Source organism: Streptomyces sp. NEAU-YJ-81, from assembly GCF_017592595.1.
Taxonomy (GTDB): domain Bacteria; phylum Actinomycetota; class Actinomycetes; order Streptomycetales; family Streptomycetaceae; genus Streptomyces; species Streptomyces hygroscopicus_B.
Genome location: NZ_JAGFNO010000025.1, coordinates 1 through 17965, shown reverse-complemented (window position 1 = coordinate 17965; position 17965 = coordinate 1). Strand labels below are relative to the sequence as shown.

15 protein-coding genes and 1 pseudogene are annotated in these 17965 nt (G+C 70.8%); 5 read left to right on the top strand and 11 right to left on the bottom strand.

Features of this window, described 5'->3' with window-relative positions:
• Nucleotides 1-254 precede the first annotated feature (254 nt).
• Nucleotides 255-1460, bottom strand: a complete 1206-nt coding sequence (locus J5X86_RS36915; RefSeq protein WP_078645684.1) for a geranylgeranyl reductase family protein — start codon at nt 1458-1460, stop codon at nt 255-257.
• Between the two features lie 169 nt (nt 1461-1629).
• On the opposite strand from J5X86_RS36915, the gene J5X86_RS36910 reads away from it, so the two are divergent.
• Complete coding sequence (locus tag J5X86_RS36910; RefSeq protein ID WP_208521038.1) at nt 1630-2991, top strand: dipeptidase; 1362 nt, start codon at nt 1630-1632, stop codon at nt 2989-2991.
• Between the two features lie 127 nt (nt 2992-3118).
• On the opposite strand, the gene J5X86_RS36905 is transcribed toward J5X86_RS36910, so the two are convergent.
• The 4 genes from J5X86_RS36905 to J5X86_RS36890 form a co-directional block, all read right to left on the bottom strand.
• The gene (locus tag J5X86_RS36905) at nt 3119-4153 is read right to left on the bottom strand and encodes an NUDIX hydrolase (RefSeq protein ID WP_208521037.1); all 1035 of its coding nucleotides are present in this window, start codon (nt 4151-4153) and stop codon (nt 3119-3121) included.
• 206 nt (nt 4154-4359) lie between these two features.
• Nucleotides 4360-5271, bottom strand: coding sequence for a carbohydrate ABC transporter permease (locus J5X86_RS36900; RefSeq protein WP_208521036.1), 912 nt, complete (start codon nt 5269-5271; stop codon nt 4360-4362).
• The gene (locus J5X86_RS36895; protein WP_208521035.1) at nt 5268-6182 is read right to left on the bottom strand and encodes a carbohydrate ABC transporter permease; all 915 of its coding nucleotides are present in this window, start codon (nt 6180-6182) and stop codon (nt 5268-5270) included. The genes J5X86_RS36900 and J5X86_RS36895 overlap by 4 nt, the downstream gene beginning before the upstream one ends.
• 12 nt (nt 6183-6194) lie before the next feature.
• Entirely contained in the window at nt 6195-7478 is a 1284-nt protein-coding gene (locus J5X86_RS36890; RefSeq protein WP_208521034.1) for an ABC transporter substrate-binding protein, read from the bottom strand.
• 213 nt (nt 7479-7691) lie between these two features.
• Here J5X86_RS36890 and J5X86_RS36885 point away from each other — a divergent pair, with 213 nt between their 5' ends.
• Nucleotides 7692-9749 (top strand): NPCBM/NEW2 domain-containing protein, encoded by a 2058-nt coding sequence (locus J5X86_RS36885; RefSeq protein ID WP_208521033.1) that lies wholly within the window; start codon nt 7692-7694, stop codon nt 9747-9749.
• 69 nt (nt 9750-9818) lie between these two features.
• Here J5X86_RS36885 and J5X86_RS36880 read toward each other — a convergent pair whose 3' ends face one another.
• Nucleotides 9819-10589 carry a hypothetical protein gene (locus J5X86_RS36880; RefSeq protein WP_208521032.1) on the bottom strand — a complete coding sequence of 257 codons (771 nt, stop codon included), beginning with the start codon at nt 10587-10589 and terminating at the stop codon, nt 9819-9821.
• A 101-nt stretch (nt 10590-10690) separates the two neighbouring features.
• On the bottom strand, nt 10691-11668 hold the full coding sequence (locus J5X86_RS36875) for an ROK family protein (protein WP_208521031.1): 978 nt from the start codon (nt 11666-11668) through the stop codon (nt 10691-10693).
• Between the two features lie 145 nt (nt 11669-11813).
• On the opposite strand from J5X86_RS36875, the gene J5X86_RS36870 reads away from it, so the two are divergent.
• Nucleotides 11814-12875 (top strand): LacI family DNA-binding transcriptional regulator, encoded by a 1062-nt coding sequence (locus J5X86_RS36870; RefSeq protein ID WP_208521030.1) that lies wholly within the window; start codon nt 11814-11816, stop codon nt 12873-12875.
• Nucleotides 12876-13061: 186 nt separating this feature from the next.
• On the top strand, nt 13062-13514 hold the full coding sequence (locus tag J5X86_RS36865; RefSeq protein WP_208521029.1) for a hypothetical protein: 453 nt from the start codon (nt 13062-13064) through the stop codon (nt 13512-13514).
• 23 nt (nt 13515-13537) lie between these two features.
• Here J5X86_RS36865 and J5X86_RS36860 read toward each other — a convergent pair whose 3' ends face one another.
• Nucleotides 13538-13921: an SHOCT domain-containing protein gene (locus tag J5X86_RS36860; RefSeq protein ID WP_208521125.1), complete on the bottom strand. Its 384-nt coding sequence runs from the start codon at nt 13919-13921 to the stop codon at nt 13538-13540.
• A gap of 174 nt (nt 13922-14095) precedes the next feature.
• On the opposite strand from J5X86_RS36860, the gene J5X86_RS36855 reads away from it, so the two are divergent.
• Nucleotides 14096-14728: a GAP family protein gene (locus J5X86_RS36855; RefSeq protein WP_208521028.1), complete on the top strand. Its 633-nt coding sequence runs from the start codon at nt 14096-14098 to the stop codon at nt 14726-14728.
• A gap of 44 nt (nt 14729-14772) precedes the next feature.
• On the opposite strand, the gene J5X86_RS36850 is transcribed toward J5X86_RS36855, so the two are convergent.
• The 3 genes and pseudogenes from J5X86_RS36850 to J5X86_RS36840 all read right to left on the bottom strand — a co-directional run.
• On the bottom strand, nt 14773-15984 hold the full coding sequence (locus J5X86_RS36850) for a hypothetical protein (protein ID WP_208521027.1): 1212 nt from the start codon (nt 15982-15984) through the stop codon (nt 14773-14775).
• A 383-nt stretch (nt 15985-16367) separates the two neighbouring features.
• Nucleotides 16368-17657 (bottom strand): aldolase/citrate lyase family protein, encoded by a 1290-nt coding sequence (locus J5X86_RS36845; protein WP_208521026.1) that lies wholly within the window; start codon nt 17655-17657, stop codon nt 16368-16370.
• 181 nt (nt 17658-17838) lie between these two features.
• Nucleotides 17839-17965: pseudogene (locus tag J5X86_RS36840) on the bottom strand (electron transfer flavoprotein subunit alpha/FixB family protein); the annotation flags it as partial.

Below are 17965 nucleotides of genomic sequence, written 5' to 3'. Positions count from 1 at the left end.
GTGCCCGCGCGTACTCCCGGCGGAGTACGTCGCGCCGGCCGGGCCCGGATCGCCGGGAGGCGCCCGGTCTTCCGCGTCACTGGCGAGGCCGCGCGACGCATCACCGGCGAAGGCTCGGGACCGCCGCACGACGCACTACCGGCGAAGGCTCGGGACCACCGCGCGACGCATCACCGCCGCGCGACGCACTACCGACGAAGACGCGGTACCGCCGCGCGACGCATCACCGCCGCGCGACGCCCGGGAGAAAGCGGCTAGCCCCGGTCCATCGCCGCAAGGGCCCGGCGGGCGGCCGGGTGGGTGCGGACGAGGTCGCCCAGGGTGGTGGTGCCGCGGGTGATCTTCGTAAAGGTACGCCACGCCGGGCGGAAGCCGGTGAGAGCCGCGTGGAACATCCCGGGGCGGCGGGCGAAGATCGTGTACAGACGGCGGCCGACGCCCATCTCCACGCCGAGCCCCGCCTTGATCGCGAAGGCGTAGTTCAGGGCCTGGCGGCGGGCGTCCACCGCGTCATGCGCCTCGGCGACGCGCACCGCCCACTCGCCCGCGAGCCGGCCCGAGCGCAGCGCGTAGGAGATGCCCTCGCGCGTCCACGGCTCCAGCAGCCCGGCCGCGTCCCCGCACACCAGGACCCGGCCGCGCGACAGCGGCGAGTCGTCGGCGCGACAGCGGGTCAGATGGCCGGAGGAGATGCTCGGCTCGAATCCGGCGAGGCCGAGCCGGGCGATGAAGTCCTCCAGATACCGCTTGGTCCCGGCGCCCTCGCCGCGCGCCGAGATGACGCCGACGGTAAGGGTGTCGCCCTTGGGGAAGACCCAGCCGTAACTCCCCGGCATCGGGCCCCAGTCGATGAGCACCCGGCCCGCCCAGTCCTCCGCGACGGTCTCCGGAACGGGGATTTCCGCCTCCAGGCCGAGATCCACCTGGTCCAGCTTCACGCCGACATGCGCGCCTATGCGGCTCGCGCTGCCGTCCGCGCCGACCACGGCCCGCGCCAGCACCGTCTCACCGTCGGCGAGCACCACGGCGACCGTGCGCCGGTCGGGCACGGCCGGGCCGTGCTGTTCGACGCGGGTGACCGCGACGCCCGTACGGACCTCGGCGCCCGCGTCCTTGGCGGCCTCGACCAGGGCCGCATCGAACTCCGGCCGGTTGATCAGCCCGAAGAGCGCGTGCTTGGAGCGGCGGGTGCGGGCCAGCTTGCCGTTGAGCGAGAAGGTCACCGCGTGCACCCGCTCCCGCAGCGGCAGTTCGAAGCCCGGCGGGAGTGCGTCGCGCGAGGGACCGATGATGCCGCCGCCGCACGTCTTGTAGCGCGGCAGTTCGGCCTTCTCCAACAACAGCACCCGGCGTCCGGCGCAGGCGGCGGCATGGGCCGCGGAGGCACCCGCAGGGCCCGCGCCCACCACGACGACGTCCCATACCGTCTCATTGTCCGGGGCTGCGTTGTCGCTGCTCACGTGTGGATCCGCTCCCAATCGACCGACCTGATGCGCCTTCCCGGCATCCTACGGCTCCCCGACGGATGACCCCGCTGTGGGATGATCGGCCACGCGGCATCAAGCCGTACATACGTGCCCATCGCAGCGCATCCCGCCGCCTGCCCGTCGCACCCCAGGAGTGACCCCCATGGAGAAGGCACCTCTCGCCGCCACCGTAGCCGCCCTGCAGCCGCGCGCGAGGGCCGAGCTGGCGGAGCTGGTGGCCTTCAAGTCGGTCGCGGACCCGGCGCAGTTCCCGCGCGAGGAATGCGAGGCCGCCGCCCGGTGGGTCGCCGACGCCCTGCGCGCCGAGGGGTTCGAGGACGTGGCGCTGCTGGACACCCCCGACGGCACCCAGTCCGTCTACGGCTTTCTGCCCGGTCCGGCCGGCGCCCCGACCGTGCTGCTCTACGCGCATTACGACGTGCAGCCCCCGCTGGACGAGGCCGCCTGGCACACCCCGCCCTTCGAGCTGACCGAGCGCGACGGCCGCTGGTACGGGCGGGGCGCCGCGGACTGCAAGGGTGGCGTGATCATGCATCTCACCGCCCTGCGGGCGCTCAAGGAGCAGGGCGGGGTCCCGGTCAACGTCAAGATGATCGTGGAGGGTTCGGAGGAGCAGGGCACGGGCGGCCTGGAGCGCTATGCCGAGGCCCATCCGGAGCTGCTGACCGCCGACACGATCGTGATCGGCGACGCGGGCAACTTCCGGGTCGGGCTGCCGACGGTCACGGCCACACTGCGCGGTATGACGCTGCTGCGGGTCTCGGTGGAGACCCTGGAGGGCAATCTGCACTCCGGCCAGTTCGGCGGGGCGGCCCCGGACGCGCTCGCCGCGCTGATCCGCGTCCTGGACTCGCTGCGCGCCGAGGACGGCTCGACCACCGTCAAGGGCCTCGAGGCGGACGCGGAGTGGGACGGGCTGCAGTATCCGGAAGAGGAATTCCGCAAGGACGCCAAGGTGCTCGACGGGGTCGGGCTGGTCGGCTCCGGTACGGTCGCCGACCGCATCTGGGCGCGCCCCGCGGTCACCGTGATCGGCATCGACTGCCCGCCGGTGGTCGGCGCCACCCCGTCCGTCCAGTCGAGCGCGCGGGCGCTGGTCAGCCTGCGGGTGCCACCGGGCGTGGACGCGGCCGAGGCCAACCGGCTGCTCGCCGAGCACCTCCGGTCCTCGGTGCCGTGGGGCGCGCGGCTCTCGCTGGAGCAGGTCGGCCAGGGCCAGCCGTTCCGCGCGGACACCACGAGCCCGGCGTACGCGGCGATGCGGGAGGCGATGCGCCTGGCGTACGACGGCCAGGAGATGGCGATCGCCGGGCAGGGCGGCTCGATCCCGCTGTGCAACACGCTGGCCTCGCTCTACCCGGAGGCGGAGATCCTGCTGATCGGGCTGAGCGAGCCGGAGGCGCAGATCCACGCGGTCAACGAGAGCGTCTCGCCGCAGGAGTTGGAGAAGCTCTCGCTGACCGAGGCGCTGTTCCTGGGGATGTACGCGGCGGGCAAGGGCTGAGCTTCCCCCCTCCTGCCGTCGCCCCGCGGCCGGTTCCGGACCGTGGGGCGACGGCCCGGTCCCGCTATGGGGCGCGGCAGGCCGGTGGGGCACGGGCGGGCGGACGAGGTACGAGCGGGCCGGTGGGTCAGCCCGTGGGGACGCCCGCTTCGAGATAGAGCGGGCGGCCTTGTTCGCGGGCGCGCAGCGCCCAGCGCAGTCGGCTCAGCCGCACCGGCGGCAGCAGCGCGGCCGCCTCGCTCTCGGTGACGAAGCGCCAGCCGCGCAGTTCGGAGCCGGGCAGCAGCACCTCCCGGGCGGCCGCGCTGGAGAGCTTGCCGCCGTCGAAGAGCAGCCGCAGGCCCCCGTAGCCGGGCGGCTGGGGGCGTTCCCAGTCGGCGACCAGCAGCCGCAGCGGTTCGTCGAGCCGTACGCCCAGCTCTTCGGTGACCTCGCGGACCCCGGCGCACATCGGGGGTTCGCCCGGTTCGACAACGCCGCCGGGGAACTCCCAGCCGGGTTTGTAGGTGGGGTCGACGAGCAGCACGCGGTCCTCCTCGTCGAAGAGCAGCACCCCGGCGGCCAGCGTCTCCGCCGTCGGCTCCGGAGTCTGCACGATGTCGCAGCTCCCGGCGCCGTCGCGGACGGCGTCGGCGATGTGCTGGGCGGTCTGGCGCGGGGTGATGCCGGTGGTGTCCACGACATGGGCATCGGCGGTCAGCCAGGGCAGGGCCGCCCGGTAGGGGGCGAGATGGGCCAGGCACCACTGACGTACGGACTCGTTCGCGTCCGGGTCCCCGGGTATCTCCTCGCGCCCGGCTATCCGCTCGCGAAGGATCGTTTCATCGGTGTGGAGCAGAACATGCCGCACGGGGATGCGACGGGCCGCGAAACCACCGAAGATCTCATCCCGGTACTCCTGTCTGAGGACCGTCATCGCCACCACGAGCGGACCGCCGACCTCCGCGATCAGCGCCGCTCCGGTGTCCACGACCAGCCGGCGCCAGGAGGGCAGATCCTGGTAGTCGGACACCTGTTCAAGACGTTTACGCGGAAGCATCATCCGCAGACCGTTGCCGACCAGCTCCGGGTCGTAGAACGTGCTGCCGGGCATGAAGTCCACCAATTCACGGGCCGTGGCGGTTTTACCCGCACCGAACGCACCGTTCAGCCAGACGATCACATTTCCCCCTATTCCATCGCCTCCTGACAGTTGCCCGCATCACCCTGCCACGGAAACGCCCGAAGACGACCGAGTGACGGATCGCGCCGCTCCGGACCGTATGGGCGCATGACGCGGGCGGTGCGGTGAGGCGTGGTCGGGGGTCGTGGGGCCCTTGTGCCACAGGGGTCACCGCGGCCACATGGACCACGGTGACCCCTGCCGTATCAGCCCTTGCTGGCGCCGAGGGTGAGTCCGGCGATGAAGTGGCGCTGCAACAGCAGGAAGACCAGCACCGTGGGCAGCGCCACGATCACCGAGCCCGCCGCGAGCAGGTTGTAGTCGGTGAAGAACTGGCCGCGCAGATTGTTGAGCGCGGAGGTGATGGGCAGCTTGTCACCGTCGGAGATGAAGACGAGCGCCCACAGGAAATCGTTGTACATCCAGGTGAATTGCAATGTGGCGAGCGCGGCGAGCGCCGGCCGGCACAGCGGAAGCGTGATGTTCCAGTACTGCGTCCACACCCCCGCGCCATCCACCCGCGCCGCTTCCGTGATCTCCTCGGGAAGGGTGCGCATGAAGTTGGCGAGGACGAAGACGCAGAAACCCACCTGGAAGGCGACCTGGACGGCGAGCACGGCCCAGTAGGAGTCGTACATCGTCATCGAGTCCGACATCCAGTAGGGCAGATTGATCTTGGTGAAGAGCACATAGAGCGGGGTGACGATGACCTGCTGCGGCAGCAGATTGCCCGCCGTGAACACCATCAGCAGCACGAGCCCGCCGCGCATTCTCAGCCGGGTCACGCAGAAAGCGACGAACGAGGCGAGAAACAGCGTCAACAGCACTCCGGGCACCGCGATGATGAGCGAGTTGATGAAGTACTTGCCCATTCCGGAGTCGTTGAACGCCTGCGCGTAGTAGTCGAACGACAGATGGCGCGGCAGCGAGAAATAGCCGTATTTGGCGGTCTCCTCGTAGGGCCGCAGCGAGGCGTAGATGGCGAGCAGCAGCGGGGCGAGAAAGGCGAGCGACACGGTCATCAAGAACGCGTGCAGCCCGAGCCGTCCACGGCTCACCCGGCGCTTGCCGGTCACCGGCGCCACGGTCCGTACGGGGGCGGTCCGGGTGATGGTCATCCCTTCTTCCCCCCTCGCAGTTCCTGCACCAGATAGGTCACGATGAATCCCATGGACACGGCCAGCAGGACGACGGCGATCGCGGAGCCGAAGCCGATCCGGCTGGCCTCGCCGATGATGTTGTCGGTGACCAGCACCGAGAGCAGTTCGAGCCCGTTACGGCCATGGTTGATGGCGTAGACGATGTCGAACGCGCGCAATGCCTCGATCACGGTGATGACACCGACGATGACATTGACCGGCCGCAGAGTGGGCAGCACGACCCGGAAGAAGGTCTGGGTCTCGCTGGCGCCGTCGATCGCGGCCGCTTCCTTGAGCGAGGGATCGACGGATTTCAGCCCGGCCAGATAGAGGATCATCACATACCCGGTGTGCCGCCAGGCGGCTGCCAGCAGCACCATCCAGATATTGAGCTCCGGGTCTCCCAGCCAGTCCACCGGGTTGTCCTTGTTGCCCAGAATCGCGTTCAGCGCGCCCTGGTCACGGGAGAAGATCAACTGCGCGATGAAGCCGACGATGGCGAGGGAGAGCACCACCGGCATATAGAGGGTGGACTGGTAGAACCGGCTGAACCGGACGCCCTTGTCCAGCAGTACGGCCAGCAGCAGCCCGAAGGGGGTCGCGACAAGGCCGAGGAAGGCCACCCAGAGCAGATTGTTGCGGACGGCGGGCCAGAACGGCGGATAGTCGGTGAAGAGGGTCTTGTAGTTGTCGATGCCGACCCATTGGATATCGCCGATCCCGTCCCAGTTGGTGAAGGACAGACCGATGGAGGCGAGGGTCGGGCCCCAGACCAGGGCCAGGTCGAGCAGGATGGGTATGCCCAGCAGCACGCCGATAACGGCGAGGTCGCGGGAGGTGAACCTCCGGGGACCCCGCCGTTTGGCACGCCGCGCGTTGATGAGCGGCACGGCGCGAATCTCCTAGTTGCCGGCGAAGATGGTCTTCTTCTGGGACTCGATGTCCTTGGTCAGGGAGTCAATGTCGTCCGGCTTGTTGATGAACTGCTGAATGGCCCGGATCATCACCTGGGACGCGAAGTCCGGCCGGGTGTCGCGGTCCATGAACTGGGATATCTGCTTGGCGTTCGAAATGAGGTCGACGGCCTTCTTCTGCAGCGCGTTGTACGAGGAGGTGGACGCGCCGTCGTTGACCGCGATGTTGTTCGGGTCCCGCTTCAGGTAGATCTCCTCGGCGGCAGGTGTGGCGAGGTACTTGAGCAGCTCCTTGCCCTCCTTCTGCCGCTTGGACTTCTTCGCCAGCAGAAAGCCGTCGATGGGCGCCTCGACCGCGTCCTGGCCATAGGCGGAGTCGATCTCGGGGAAGGCGAAGAAGTCCAGATCGTCGCGGTCGGCGTCGGGGAACTGCTGTCCGGGGTGGGGCAGTCCGAAGACCGCCATACCGGACTTCTTCTGCGCCAGGCTCTGGGCGGCCTCCTGCCAGGTCCGTCCGTTGGCGCCCTTCTGGTGGTACGGCATCAGACCGCGCCACAGGTCAAAGACGTGCTTGACCCGGGGATCGGTCCAGGACTCCTTGCCGCCCATCAGGGAGATATGGAAGTCGTAGCCGTTGGCCCGCATATTGAGATAGTCGAAGGTCCCCATGGCGGGCCAGCCGTCCTTGTCGCCGAAGGCGATGGCGTCGAGGCCGTCCTTGTCCATGCGCTTGGCGAGGGCCCGGAACTCGTCGAAGGTCTTCGGCACCTCATAGCCGCGCTGGGCGAAGACGCTCTTCCGGTAGAAGACCGCCCAGGGGTAGTAGTAGTACGGCACGAGGTACTGCTTGCCGTCCTTGCCGGTGGACTGCGCCTTGAGCGCGTCGGAGAAGCCGTCGAAGCCCTTCCACAGATCGCTGATCTCGGCGAGCTGCCCCTGTTCGGCGAAGAACTGCATGCGGTACCCGGCGAACCACATGAAGACGTCGTCGGGGGTGCCCTTCAGATAGCGGTTGATGCCTTCCTGAAAGGCTTCGTGGTTGACGGTGTTGACCTTGACCTTCTTGTCCGACTTCTTCTCGTACGCGTTGAACACCTCGGCGAACGCCTTCCGGGGCACCGCGTCGGAGGCGTTGGAGCCGATCTTCACTTCGTTGCCCGGACCACCGCAGGCGGTCAGCAGCGTCGGGAGGGTGACCGCGCCCGCTCCGGCCGCGGTACCTCGTAGCAGCGCACGGCGGGAGATCCGATGTCCTGACAATGACGGTGCCATGTGCCCCTCCACAGAGGTCCAATCAAACACAATCGAACGCGAGTGAGGGGATCTCACCCGGCACCCAGGCAGAACGTCAAGGGTTTTGACGAGATATCGAACAACTGTTATCGCATCTCTTCCAACAGACTCCAACAGGGTCTACCGTAAACGCTCGCATGTGACGCAGCCATGACACTGCGTCACCCCCGTTGAGAACGGAGGACCCGCATCGTGCGCCATCGCTTTTTTCGCCCCTCGAAGCGAAGAGTCATCGGAGCATTGAGCGCCGGCCTGCTGGCGACGGCCGGTCTGGCCCTCCCGGCCGTCGCCCAGCCGTCGCACCCCGCCGAGGTCACCACACCGGCCTCCGCACCGGGCGCCGCGCCCGGTGACGGGCTCGCCCTCACCCCTCCGATGGGCTTCAACAACTGGAACTCCACCCATTGCCGCGCCGAGTTCAACGAGGCGATGGTCAAGGGCATCGCCGATATCTTCGTGGCGAAGGGGCTGAAGGACGCCGGATACCAGTACGTCAACCTCGACGACTGCTGGGCGCTGCCGCAGCGCGACGCGGACGGCAAGCTGGTCCCCGACCCGGTCCGCTTTCCGAACGGCATCAAGGCCGTCGCCGACTATGTCCACTCCAAGGGACTGAAGATCGGCATCTACACCAGCGCGGGCACCAAGACCTGCAACACCGCCGGCTTCCCCGGGGCCCTCGGCCATGAGAAGTCCGACGCCCAGCAGTTCGCCGACTGGGGCATCGACTACCTCAAGTACGACAACTGCAATAACCAGGGTGTCGACGCCAAGCAGCGCTACCGCGCCATGCGCGACGCGCTGAAGGCCGCGTCCGAGTCCACCGGCCACCCCATCGTCTACAGCATCTGCGAATGGGGCGAGAACAAGCCATGGGAGTGGGCCGGTGAATTCGGCCAACTGTGGCGGACGACGGGCGACATCAGCGACAGCTGGGGCAGCATGCTGTCGATCGCCAAGCAGAACCTGCCGCTCGCGCAGTACGCCGGCCCCGGCCACTGGAACGACCCCGACATGCTGGAGGTCGGCAACGGCGGGATGACGGACACCGAGTACCGCAGCCACTTCTCACTGTGGTCGATCATGGCCGCACCGCTGCTGATCGGCACCGATCTGCGCAAGGCCACCGACGAGACCTATGAGATCCTCGGCAATCGCGAGGTCATCGGCGTCGATCAGGACCCGCTCGGCAAGCAGGGCACCGTGGTCTCGTCCGAGGGCGGGCGCTGGGTCATCGCCAAGGAGATGACGGACGGCAGCCGCGCCGTCGCGCTGTTCAACGAGACCGACCGGCCGCAGCACATCGCCACAACGGCGACCGGGGTCGGGCTGCCGAAGGCGACCGCGTACCGGCTGCGCGACCTGTGGTCGCACAAGGACTACAACACCGCCGGAGCCATTTCGGCCACCGTCCCGGCCCATGGCACCGTGCTCTACCGGGCCTCGGCCGACGCGCGCTGGGCCTCCTACCCGCCCCTCGCCGAACTCGGCATCGACGGCACCGCGCTGACCGAGGCCGGAGACACCGCCCAGGTCGTCACCGCCCTCACCGACCTCGGCCGCACCCCCGCCCATCAGGTCTCGGTCCGCCTCACCGGCCCCGACGGCTGGCGGATCAAGGCCACCTCGCCGACCCGGGCCGCCTCGCTGCCCACCGGCTCGAAGCTGGCCACACGCTGGCAGGTCACCGCGCCCGCCGGGGCCGCACCCGGTGCGTACGATCTGACGGTCGCCGCCGACTACCGCTCACCGAAGGGCGCCAAGGCCGCCGCGCGGCTGGTCTCGGCGGTCCATGTGGTGGTCGCACCGCCCTCCGGCAGCTCGTACGCGAGCGATCTGTCCTGGCTGAGCGCGCTCAACGGCTGGGGCCCGGTGGAGAAGAACACCAGCGTCGGCGAGAGCGGGGCGGGTGACGGCCATCCGCTCACCCTCGGCGGCACCACGTACGACAAGGGCCTGGGCGTGCACGCGCCCAGCGAGGTCACCTACTACACCGGGGGCCGGTGCTCGCGCTTCACCGCACAGGTCGGCGTGGACGACGAGGAGGGCACCGAGGGATCGGTCGCCTTCGAGGTCTGGGCGGACGACACCAAGGTGGCGTCGTCCAAGACGCTGACGAACGCCGATCCGGCCACCGCCCTTACGGCCGCCATCGGCGAGGCGGACACGGTCCGGCTCGTCGTCACCGACGGCGGGGACGGGGTCACCAGCGACCACGGGGACTGGGCCGACGCGTCCTTCACCTGCTGAGGTCTGTCCACCCCACGCTGAAACCTCATCACCCCACGGAGATCCGCCCCTTCCCGCGGCCGCCCGGGCTCAGCACTCGGGCAGCCCGGGGAGGGGCTCGTCGTTGTTCCCGCCCTTGACGTAGACGACGCTCACATAGACATCGCGATGGCCGTTGTCGTCGTCGGTCCTGGCCCACCACACGTTCGACCACTTGCCGTAGGTCTCCCGGCGGCCCAGGTTCTCCTGGCAGAAGAAGTAGTTCACGCCGTGCTCGAGAGTGCCGACCGGCTCACCACCATGGCTGTACGAGGTCGCGTCCCGCCACACCTCGCAGTCGTACCGCCCGCCGCCACTGCCGTGGCAGACGGGCGCGGCCCCCGAGGGCGGGGCCGATGAAGCCGCCGTGCCGCCCCGGTCGCCATTGCCGCCGCCCGGGCTGCGGGACGCGGACGGTGAGGCCGTGTCACCCGGCTCGACGCCATCCTGCCCGGCCGTGCCGCTCGCCCTTCCGCCGCCCGGTGAGGCGGTCTCCGCGGGCCCCGCCGGGTCGCTCGGCAGGTCCTTGCCCGGCTCCGACACCGGATCCTTCGTCGGCCCCGACGCTGTGGTGTGGTCATCGCCTGCGACCAGCGCGTACGTCACCCCGCCGGCGATGAGCACGACGGTGGCGGCGGCAGCCGCGATGAGCGCTCCGCGGGGCCTGCGCCTTGCGCCCCGCACCGCGACCTCCCGGCCGAGCACCGCGTCCACGGCCCTGCAGACCACGCCCATGCCGCCCCGGCCGAGCCGGCCCGTCACCCGGTACCGCCCGCCCAGGAGCCTGCCGGACAGATCGCCGCCCATGTCCACCGGTGCCACCGCTCCCCCTCGCGCTCTCCTCGGCCCCGCCTGGCCGCTGCCAGGCTTCAGGGCTTCGAGCTGAGGGCGAACAGCTTAGGGGGAGACGGTGACAGCGGGGCTCAATCGCCGGTCGGATGCGCGCCCGCCACCGGGCCGAATCCCTCCAGCCGCGCCTCCTGCGCCGCCGCGGCGGCCGCGCCCACCAGCCCCGCGTCGGTGCCCATCTGCGCCGGGACGACCTCCAGCCCCTGGACGAACGACAGGGTCGCGTAGTCGCGCAGGGCGCGCCGCAGGGGCGTGAAGAGCACGTCCCCGGCGCCCGCCACCCCGCCGCCGATGACCGCCACCTCGATCTCGACGAGCGCGGCGGTCGCGGCGATTCCGGCGGCCAGGGCCTGGGCGGCCCGTTCGAAGGAGGCCCGCGCGACCGGGTCGCCGTCCCGCGCCGAGGCGGCGACGGCCTGGGCGCTGGTGTCGCCGTCCGGACCCGGGCGCCAGCCCCCGTCCAGGGCGCGGCGGGCGATGTTGGGACCGCTGGCGATCCGCTCCACGCAGCCGCGTCCGCCACAGGGACACAGGTCGCCGTTCAGCTCCACGCTGATGTGGCCGATGTGCCCGGCGTTGCCGGTCGGGCCCGGGTGCAGCCGGCCGCCCAGGACCAGCCCGCCGCCGACGCCGGTGGAGACCACCATGCACAGCGCGCTCTTACGGCCGCGCGCCGCGCCCTGCCAGTGCTCGGCGGCCGTCATCGCCGGCCCGTCGCCGACCAGCGACAGCGGCAGTGCGCCGGTGGTCTCCCGGACCCCGGCGACCAGCGGGAAGTCACGCCAGCCGGGGATGTTGACGGGGCTGACGGTGCCCACGGAGGCGTCCACGGGGCCAGCGCTGCCGATGCCGACGGCGGCGACCCGCGACCAGTGCGCGGTGGCCGCGAGCTCCTTGAGCACGGCGGTGACCTGCCGCATGACCGTCGCGCCGGCTTCCTGGGCACGGGTGGCGCGGCGGGCCCGTACGACCAGTTTTCCGCTCCCGTCCACCAGAGCGCCCGCGATCTTGGTCCCGCCGATGTCCAGTGCGGCGATGAGGTCACGTGGCATAGGTGTCGACTCTCCTGGTGGGCCTGCTGGTGGGCATGGACGTGTTCGGTGTGCGACAACAGTCTTCCCGCCGCTGACAACGTTGTCCAGGGGCTATGCTCGTCACTCCCTCCCCCACGACGACCAGCGACGGGACGAGCGCACTGTGACCGACACCGCCCCGAGCACCGCCACACGCCGTTACGGCACCCGGCCCACTATGAAGGACGTCGCCGCACGGGCCGGGGTCGGCCTCAAAACCGTCTCCAGAGTGGTCAACGGCGAACCGGGCGTCACCCCCGACACCGAGCGCCGCGTCCAGGAGGCCATCACCGCACTCGGCTTCCGCCGCAACGACAGCGCCCGCATCCTGCGCAAGGGCCGTACGGCGAGCATCGGACTGGTCCTGGAGGATCTGGCCGACCCCTTCTACGGTCCGCTGAGCCGCGCCGTCGAGGAGATCGCCCGGGCCCATGGCGCACTGCTGATCAACGGCTCCAGCGCGGAGGACCCCGAGCGCGAGCAGGAACTGGTGCTCGCCCTGTGCGCGCGCCGGGTCGACGGCCTCGTCATCATCCCGGCCGGCCATGACCACCGCTATCTGGCCCCCGAGATGGCGGCCGGGGTCGCCACCGTCTTCGTCGACCGGCCCGCGGGCCGTGTCGACGCCGACGCCGTCCTCTCCGACAGCTTCGGCGGTTCCCGCGACGCCGTCGCCCATCTGATCGCCCACGGCCACCGCCGGATCGGCTTCCTCGGCGACCTGCCGGGCATCCACACCGCCGCCGAGCGGCTGCGCGGCTACCACGCGGCGATGAGCGACGCCGGACTGCCGGTCCATGACGCCTGGGTCTCGCCCGGCCCCACCGATCCGGAGCGGGTCCGGGCCGCGGCCACCGCGATGCTGAACGCCACTGAACCGGTCACCGCGCTCTTCGCGGGCAACAACCGGGTCACGGTCACGGTCGTACGGGTCCTGGCCGAGCGCCCCACGCCCGCCGCGCCGGTGGCCCTCGTCGGCTTCGACGACTTCGAGCTCGCCGATCTGCTCTCTCCCGGGATCACCGTCATAGCCCAGGACTCGGCCCAGCTCGGCCGTACCGCCGCCGATCTGCTCTTCCGCCGCCTCGACGGCGCGGCCGGGGACCCCCAGCGGGTCGTCCTGCCGACCCGGCTGATCCCGCGCGGCTCGGGCGAACTGCCCCCGCCCGCGACATCCACACCCTGACCGGCCGTCCCCGTACGGCCTGCTTTCGCGAACGGCCGCGCTTTCCCGCGCGGCTGAGCCCATCCCCGAACGGCCCGTTTCCCCCGAACGCCTGAACGGCCCCGCTCCGGTTGCCCCGGCCCCCCACCGCCCCGAGGGTGGATGCGGAGGGCCCGGGACCCCGGCCGGCGGAACGAGGGAGACGCGATGAGCGGGCGCCGAACGCGGACGATCTGCGCGGTGAGCCTCATGGCCGTGCTGGCGCCGGCCGCCGCCGGCTGTTCGGACGACGGGGGCACCCCGTCGTCCGAAGTGTCCCGGGCCTCGGCCGCGATCGCCTCCGCGAGGTCGTCGGCCCAGGCCCAGCTGGACAAGATCAAGGGCGGCTCCCAGGCCAAGCGCGAGGTGAAGGCCGGCCGGGTGACCCGCAACGGCGCGGGACGGTCCGTGGCGCCGCTGACCGTGACCAACGGGGGCAAGCACACGGCCAGCTACGCCATTGAGGTCAACTTCCGCAACGAGAGCGGGGACTTGGTCGACGCCGTCGTCCTGCATCTGTCCAAGGTGCCCCCGCACCAGCCGACCAGGGCCACCGCCCGCAGCCACCGCAAGCTCACCGGCCGCATCACGGCACAGGTGGGCACCGCGGTGCGGTACTGATCACCGCGGTGCCGATGGTTCGTTCAAGCGGCCAGGACCTTGGCCTTGGCCCGCTCGTACTCCTCGGGCGTGAGGTCGCCGTGGTTCTTGAGCTCCACGAGGTGCTCGAGCTCCTCCGCCCGGCCGGTGGTGGCGGTCGTACGCATGAACTCCCGGAAGTCCTTCTCCGCCTGCTCGGCACGCTTCATCTCGCGCGTGCCCATCCCCCGCCCCCGTGCCACCAGGTACACGAAGACCCCGAGGAACGGCAGCAGGAGGGCGAAGACGGTCCAGCCCGCCTTGGCCCAGCCGCTCAGCGAGTCGTCACGGAAGAGGTCGGTGAAGACACGGAACAGAAGCGCCAGCCAGAGGATCCAGAGAAAGACCCACATCGTGGTCAGGAAAACATTCAGCAGTGGGTAGTCCATCGTCAGCCTCCCGTCGGCCACGCCCGGCGCGGCCATGAGCGCCCCGCCGGGCCCCACGTCTTCAGCTTACGGCGCCCCGATCGGCGCAGCGCCGGATGCCGTGGCGGCGGGCCGTGCGTAGAAAGGGGAGTCGGGAGGGTGATCGGGCGACGCGGGCGGGAAGGGCAGGCGGCCGTGGATCTCCAGATTCTCCCCCTGGCCGTCACCATGATGGCCGGCCCTCAGATCGTGGCCGCGGTCATCCTGGTGACCACCGCGCGGCCGGTGCGGGTGTCCCTGGCGTTTCTGCTCGGGGTGGCGGTCGCGACCGCGGCGGGGGTCGCTCTCGCCCGGGGGCTGTGCGGGCTGCTGGGGCAGGCGGTCTCGCCGGGCAGCCCGGCCCATCGGGGATCGGCCGCGTCGGTCGTACAACTCGTGCTGGTGGGGCTGTTGGCACTGGTCGCTGTCAAGAACGTGGTGAAGCGGCGGACGGTCGAGCCGCCGAAGTGGCTGGGCGCGCTGATGGAAGCCGATGCCCGTAAGGCGCTCACGACCGGATTTCTGATCATCCTGTTCATGCCGTCCGACATCGTGGTCATGCTGACCGTAGGGGCGAATCTGGAGCAGCACCGGGCGGGGCTGGCGGCGGCGCTGCCGTTCATCGCCGCCACCGTACTGATCGCGGCGCTGCCGCTGCTGGTCTACCTCCTCCTCGGCGACCGGGCGCGGCGCGCGATGCCCCGGCTCCGGGAGTGGCTCGCCACCCATAGCTGGGTGGTCAATGTCGCCGCATGCCTGATCTTCATCGTGCTCATCCTGACCCCCTGACGGCCTGGCCCTCTGGCCCTCTGCCCCCTGACAGCCTGTGGCCCCTAACGGCCCCTGCCGTGCGCCCCCGTGCGGCCCGTGGCGGCCAGGAGGGCGATCACCGCGAGGGCGGCCAGCAGGATCAGCACCAGGAAGAGCACCGTCAGCACGGTGGGGTGGTTCCACAGGGCGAACACCGCGACCGGCACCAGCAGGGCCGCCGTGGTCAGCCCCCGCCGGTGGTCCGCGGTCCAGATGCCGGCCCGGCCGGTGCGCATCCCGTGGGACGCGCCCCAACGGGCCGCGCTGTCGGCGAGGACCTCGGCCGTGCCGCGTACCGTGCTCGGCAGCCGCCCCGGGCCGGTCAGATAGGCGCCGAGCGCGACGACGACGCCGAGCACCAGCACGGTGAGCACGGTGACCCGCAGAAAGCGCACCACCGTGTCGAAGAGGACGGAGGCGGCCTCCCTGGACAGCACGCTCACCGGCACATGGTCGAGGTAGTAGCTACGGCCCACCGCGAGGGCCAGCGCCAGGGCGAGGGAGGCGAGCGCGGTGCCCAGGGCCGCGCGGGCGAGCGCCCGGCGGCGCCGGTGGGCGAGCAGCACTCCGGTGCCGCCGAGGGTCACCGTCAGCGCGGGCAGCCAGTTGCCCGCCAGGTCGAGGAAACGCGCCGACCGTCTGATGGTGTCGAGCCGGTCGGAGTGGAAGAGGACGAGCCGCTGGTGGATGTCGGGGATGCCGGTCACCACGGGGAGCCCGGCGTCCACCAGTTGCTGTCTGACCCGCTCCACGGCGGCGCCGACATTGAGGGTGACGGTGTGGCCCTCGACGCCGACCGGCCCCCCGCCCTTGCCGGTGAGGGCGCCCACGACGGCGGTGTGGGCGGCCCGGTTGGCGCCGGTCCACACGGCGGGGAACTGCTCACTGCGCACGATGTGGGCCGCCACCTTCCGCACCGCCTGGTCCAGGGCCGAGTCCAGCTGCGGGGCCAGCCCCTCGATGGTGTCGGCGGCCTGTTCCGGGAGGCCGTGGGCGCGCAGCCAGGAGGCGATGTCGGCGGTGACCTCGCGGCTGTTGTGGCGGATGTCGACGGCCTGGCTGACCTGGTCCACGGCGGTGTCCTGGATCGCCGGGTCCTTCGCCAGCGGGGCGACCGTCGCCACGTAGCGGTCGGTGTCCAGGACGATGTCGTGGACCCACACCGTCAGCACGGACACCGGTACGAGCAGGCAACCGAGCAGGATCAGCAGGGCCGACACGGCGCTTCTGGCCATGAACCCATCTCCCGCCTTCCCCGGCGGGGCCGCATCCCGGGTGACACGTGCGGGTGAGCGGATATGGCCAAGCGGATCAGCGGGCCCGGCGGCCGTGGAACTGTGGGCTCCGGCGCGACGGTCTCCAGCGGACGGACGGGCTCAGTCGGGTCTGTGGGCTCCTGCGAGTCGACAAGTGCCCACCGGTCTGCGGGCTCCAGCGGACTGGCAGGCTTCCACCGATCAGCGGGCACCTACCGATCCGCGATCTCCAACGGACCAGCAGGCTCCAACAGACCCGCAGGCTCCGGCAGACCCGCAGGCTCCGGCAGACCCGCAGGCTCCGGCAGATCAGCAGGCTCCCGCCGATCTGCGGCTCCCGGCGGACCGGCCGACTGCAGAGGTCAGGATGCGGCCGGGGCCCGCCCCGCCAGCGCGTCGAGTTCGGCGCGGCCCAGGCCGGTCAGCCGCTCGACCTCGGCGCCGTCGAGGGCCCCGCAGTCCAGCCCGCGCACCAGATGGCCGCTGAGCGCCTTGGCGGTGGCCGGTTCGTCGGCGATGCCGGTGCCTCCGGCCGTACGGTCCACATACGCGGCGAGCCGCTCCGCCGCGGCCTCCAGGCCCTCGCGGTAGAACGCGTAGACGGCGGCGTAGCGGGTGGGGAGGTGGCCGGGGTGCATGTCCCAGCCCTGGTAGTACGCGCGTGCCAATGACCGCCGGACCAGGCGGTGGTGGAGCCGCCAGGCGTCGTGGACCCGCTCGGTGGGGCCGACGGGCAGGACGTTGGTCGAGCCGTCGGAGAGCCGTACGCCGGTGCCGGCGGCGGCGACCTGCATCACGGCCTTGGCGTGGTCGGCGACGGGGTGGTCCATGGACTGGTGGGCGGCGCCGACCCCGCAGGAGGCGCTGTAGTCGAAGGTGCCGTAGTGCAGCCCGGTGGCCCGCCCCTCGGCCGCGTCGATCATTCGGGCGACGGTGGCCCGGCCGTCGGAGCCGAGGATGGCCTGGGTGGTCTCGATCTGGATCTCGAAGCCGATGCGGCCCGGGGCGAGCCCGCGCGCCTTCTCGAACTCCTCGCACAGCCGGACCATCGCGGTGACCTGCTCCGCGTACGTCACCTTGGGCAGGGTGAGCACCAGGCCGTCCGGCAGTCCACCGGCCGCCATGAGCCCGGTAAGGAAGATGTCGAGGGTGCGGATGCCCCGGTCGCGTACGGCGGCCTCCATGCACTTCATGCGGATGCCCGCATAGGGCGGCGCGCTGCCCTCCGCGCAGGCGGCCGCGAGGAGCGAGGCGGCGCGGGCGGCCGCGGCGTCCTCCTCGGCGTCGAGGCGCGGGCCGTAGCCGTCCTCGAAGTCGATGCGCAGGTCCTCCACGGGCTCGCGCTCCAGCTTGGCCCGCACCCGGGTATGGACGGGTTCGGCGAGGTCGTCGGGGAGGCCGAGGACGGCGGCGAAGGAGTCGGCGTCGGGGGCATGCTGGTCCAGGGCCGCCAGCGCCTGGTCGCCCCAATCGCGCACGGTGGCGACGGTAAGGAGGTCGGCGGGCACGTAGACCGTGTGGACGGGCTGGCGGGTGCCCGGGTCGCCGGGATAGCGGCGGGCGAGCTCGGCGTCGACGTCGGCGAGGGAGTCGGCGATGGACGCCCGTACAGCACCGGGCAGGCTGGTCGGCACGGTCTCCTGAGGCTTCATGTCCGCTCCTCCGCCCTTCCCACCGCATCCAGCTTGTTTCCACGTTACGGAAAGAATGATCCGTAGCGCGAAGTTATCCGGGCGCTCGACGGCTGGTCAACACCCCCTTCGGCAGACGTGAGGCCCTGTACGCGCATCGCGTACAGGGCCTCACGGAATGTCCTGCGGGGATCGCGGAGGATCAGCCCTTGCGGGTCTTGACCTCTTCGGTCAGCTGCGGGACGACCTCGAAGAGGTCACCGACCACGCCGTAATCGACCAGATCGAAGATCGGAGCCTCGGAGTCCTTGTTGACCGCCACGATCGTC

Coding starts and splice junctions, on each gene's coding strand:
- J5X86_RS36910 (WP_208521038.1), top strand. CDS start 1,630: ATGGAGAAGGCACCTCTCGCCGCCACCGTAGCCGCCCTGCAGCCGCGC.
- J5X86_RS36900 (WP_208521036.1), bottom strand. CDS start 5,271: ATGACCATCACCCGGACCGCCCCCGTACGGACCGTGGCGCCGGTGACC.
- J5X86_RS36890 (WP_208521034.1), bottom strand. CDS start 7,478: ATGGCACCGTCATTGTCAGGACATCGGATCTCCCGCCGTGCGCTGCTA.
- J5X86_RS36875 (WP_208521031.1), bottom strand. CDS start 11,668: ATGCCACGTGACCTCATCGCCGCACTGGACATCGGCGGGACCAAGATC.
- J5X86_RS36865 (WP_208521029.1), top strand. CDS start 13,062: ATGAGCGGGCGCCGAACGCGGACGATCTGCGCGGTGAGCCTCATGGCC.
- J5X86_RS36860 (WP_208521125.1), bottom strand. CDS start 13,921: ATGGACTACCCACTGCTGAATGTTTTCCTGACCACGATGTGGGTCTTT.
- J5X86_RS36850 (WP_208521027.1), bottom strand. CDS start 15,984: ATGGCCAGAAGCGCCGTGTCGGCCCTGCTGATCCTGCTCGGTTGCCTG.
- J5X86_RS36845 (WP_208521026.1), bottom strand. CDS start 17,657: ATGAAGCCTCAGGAGACCGTGCCGACCAGCCTGCCCGGTGCTGTACGG.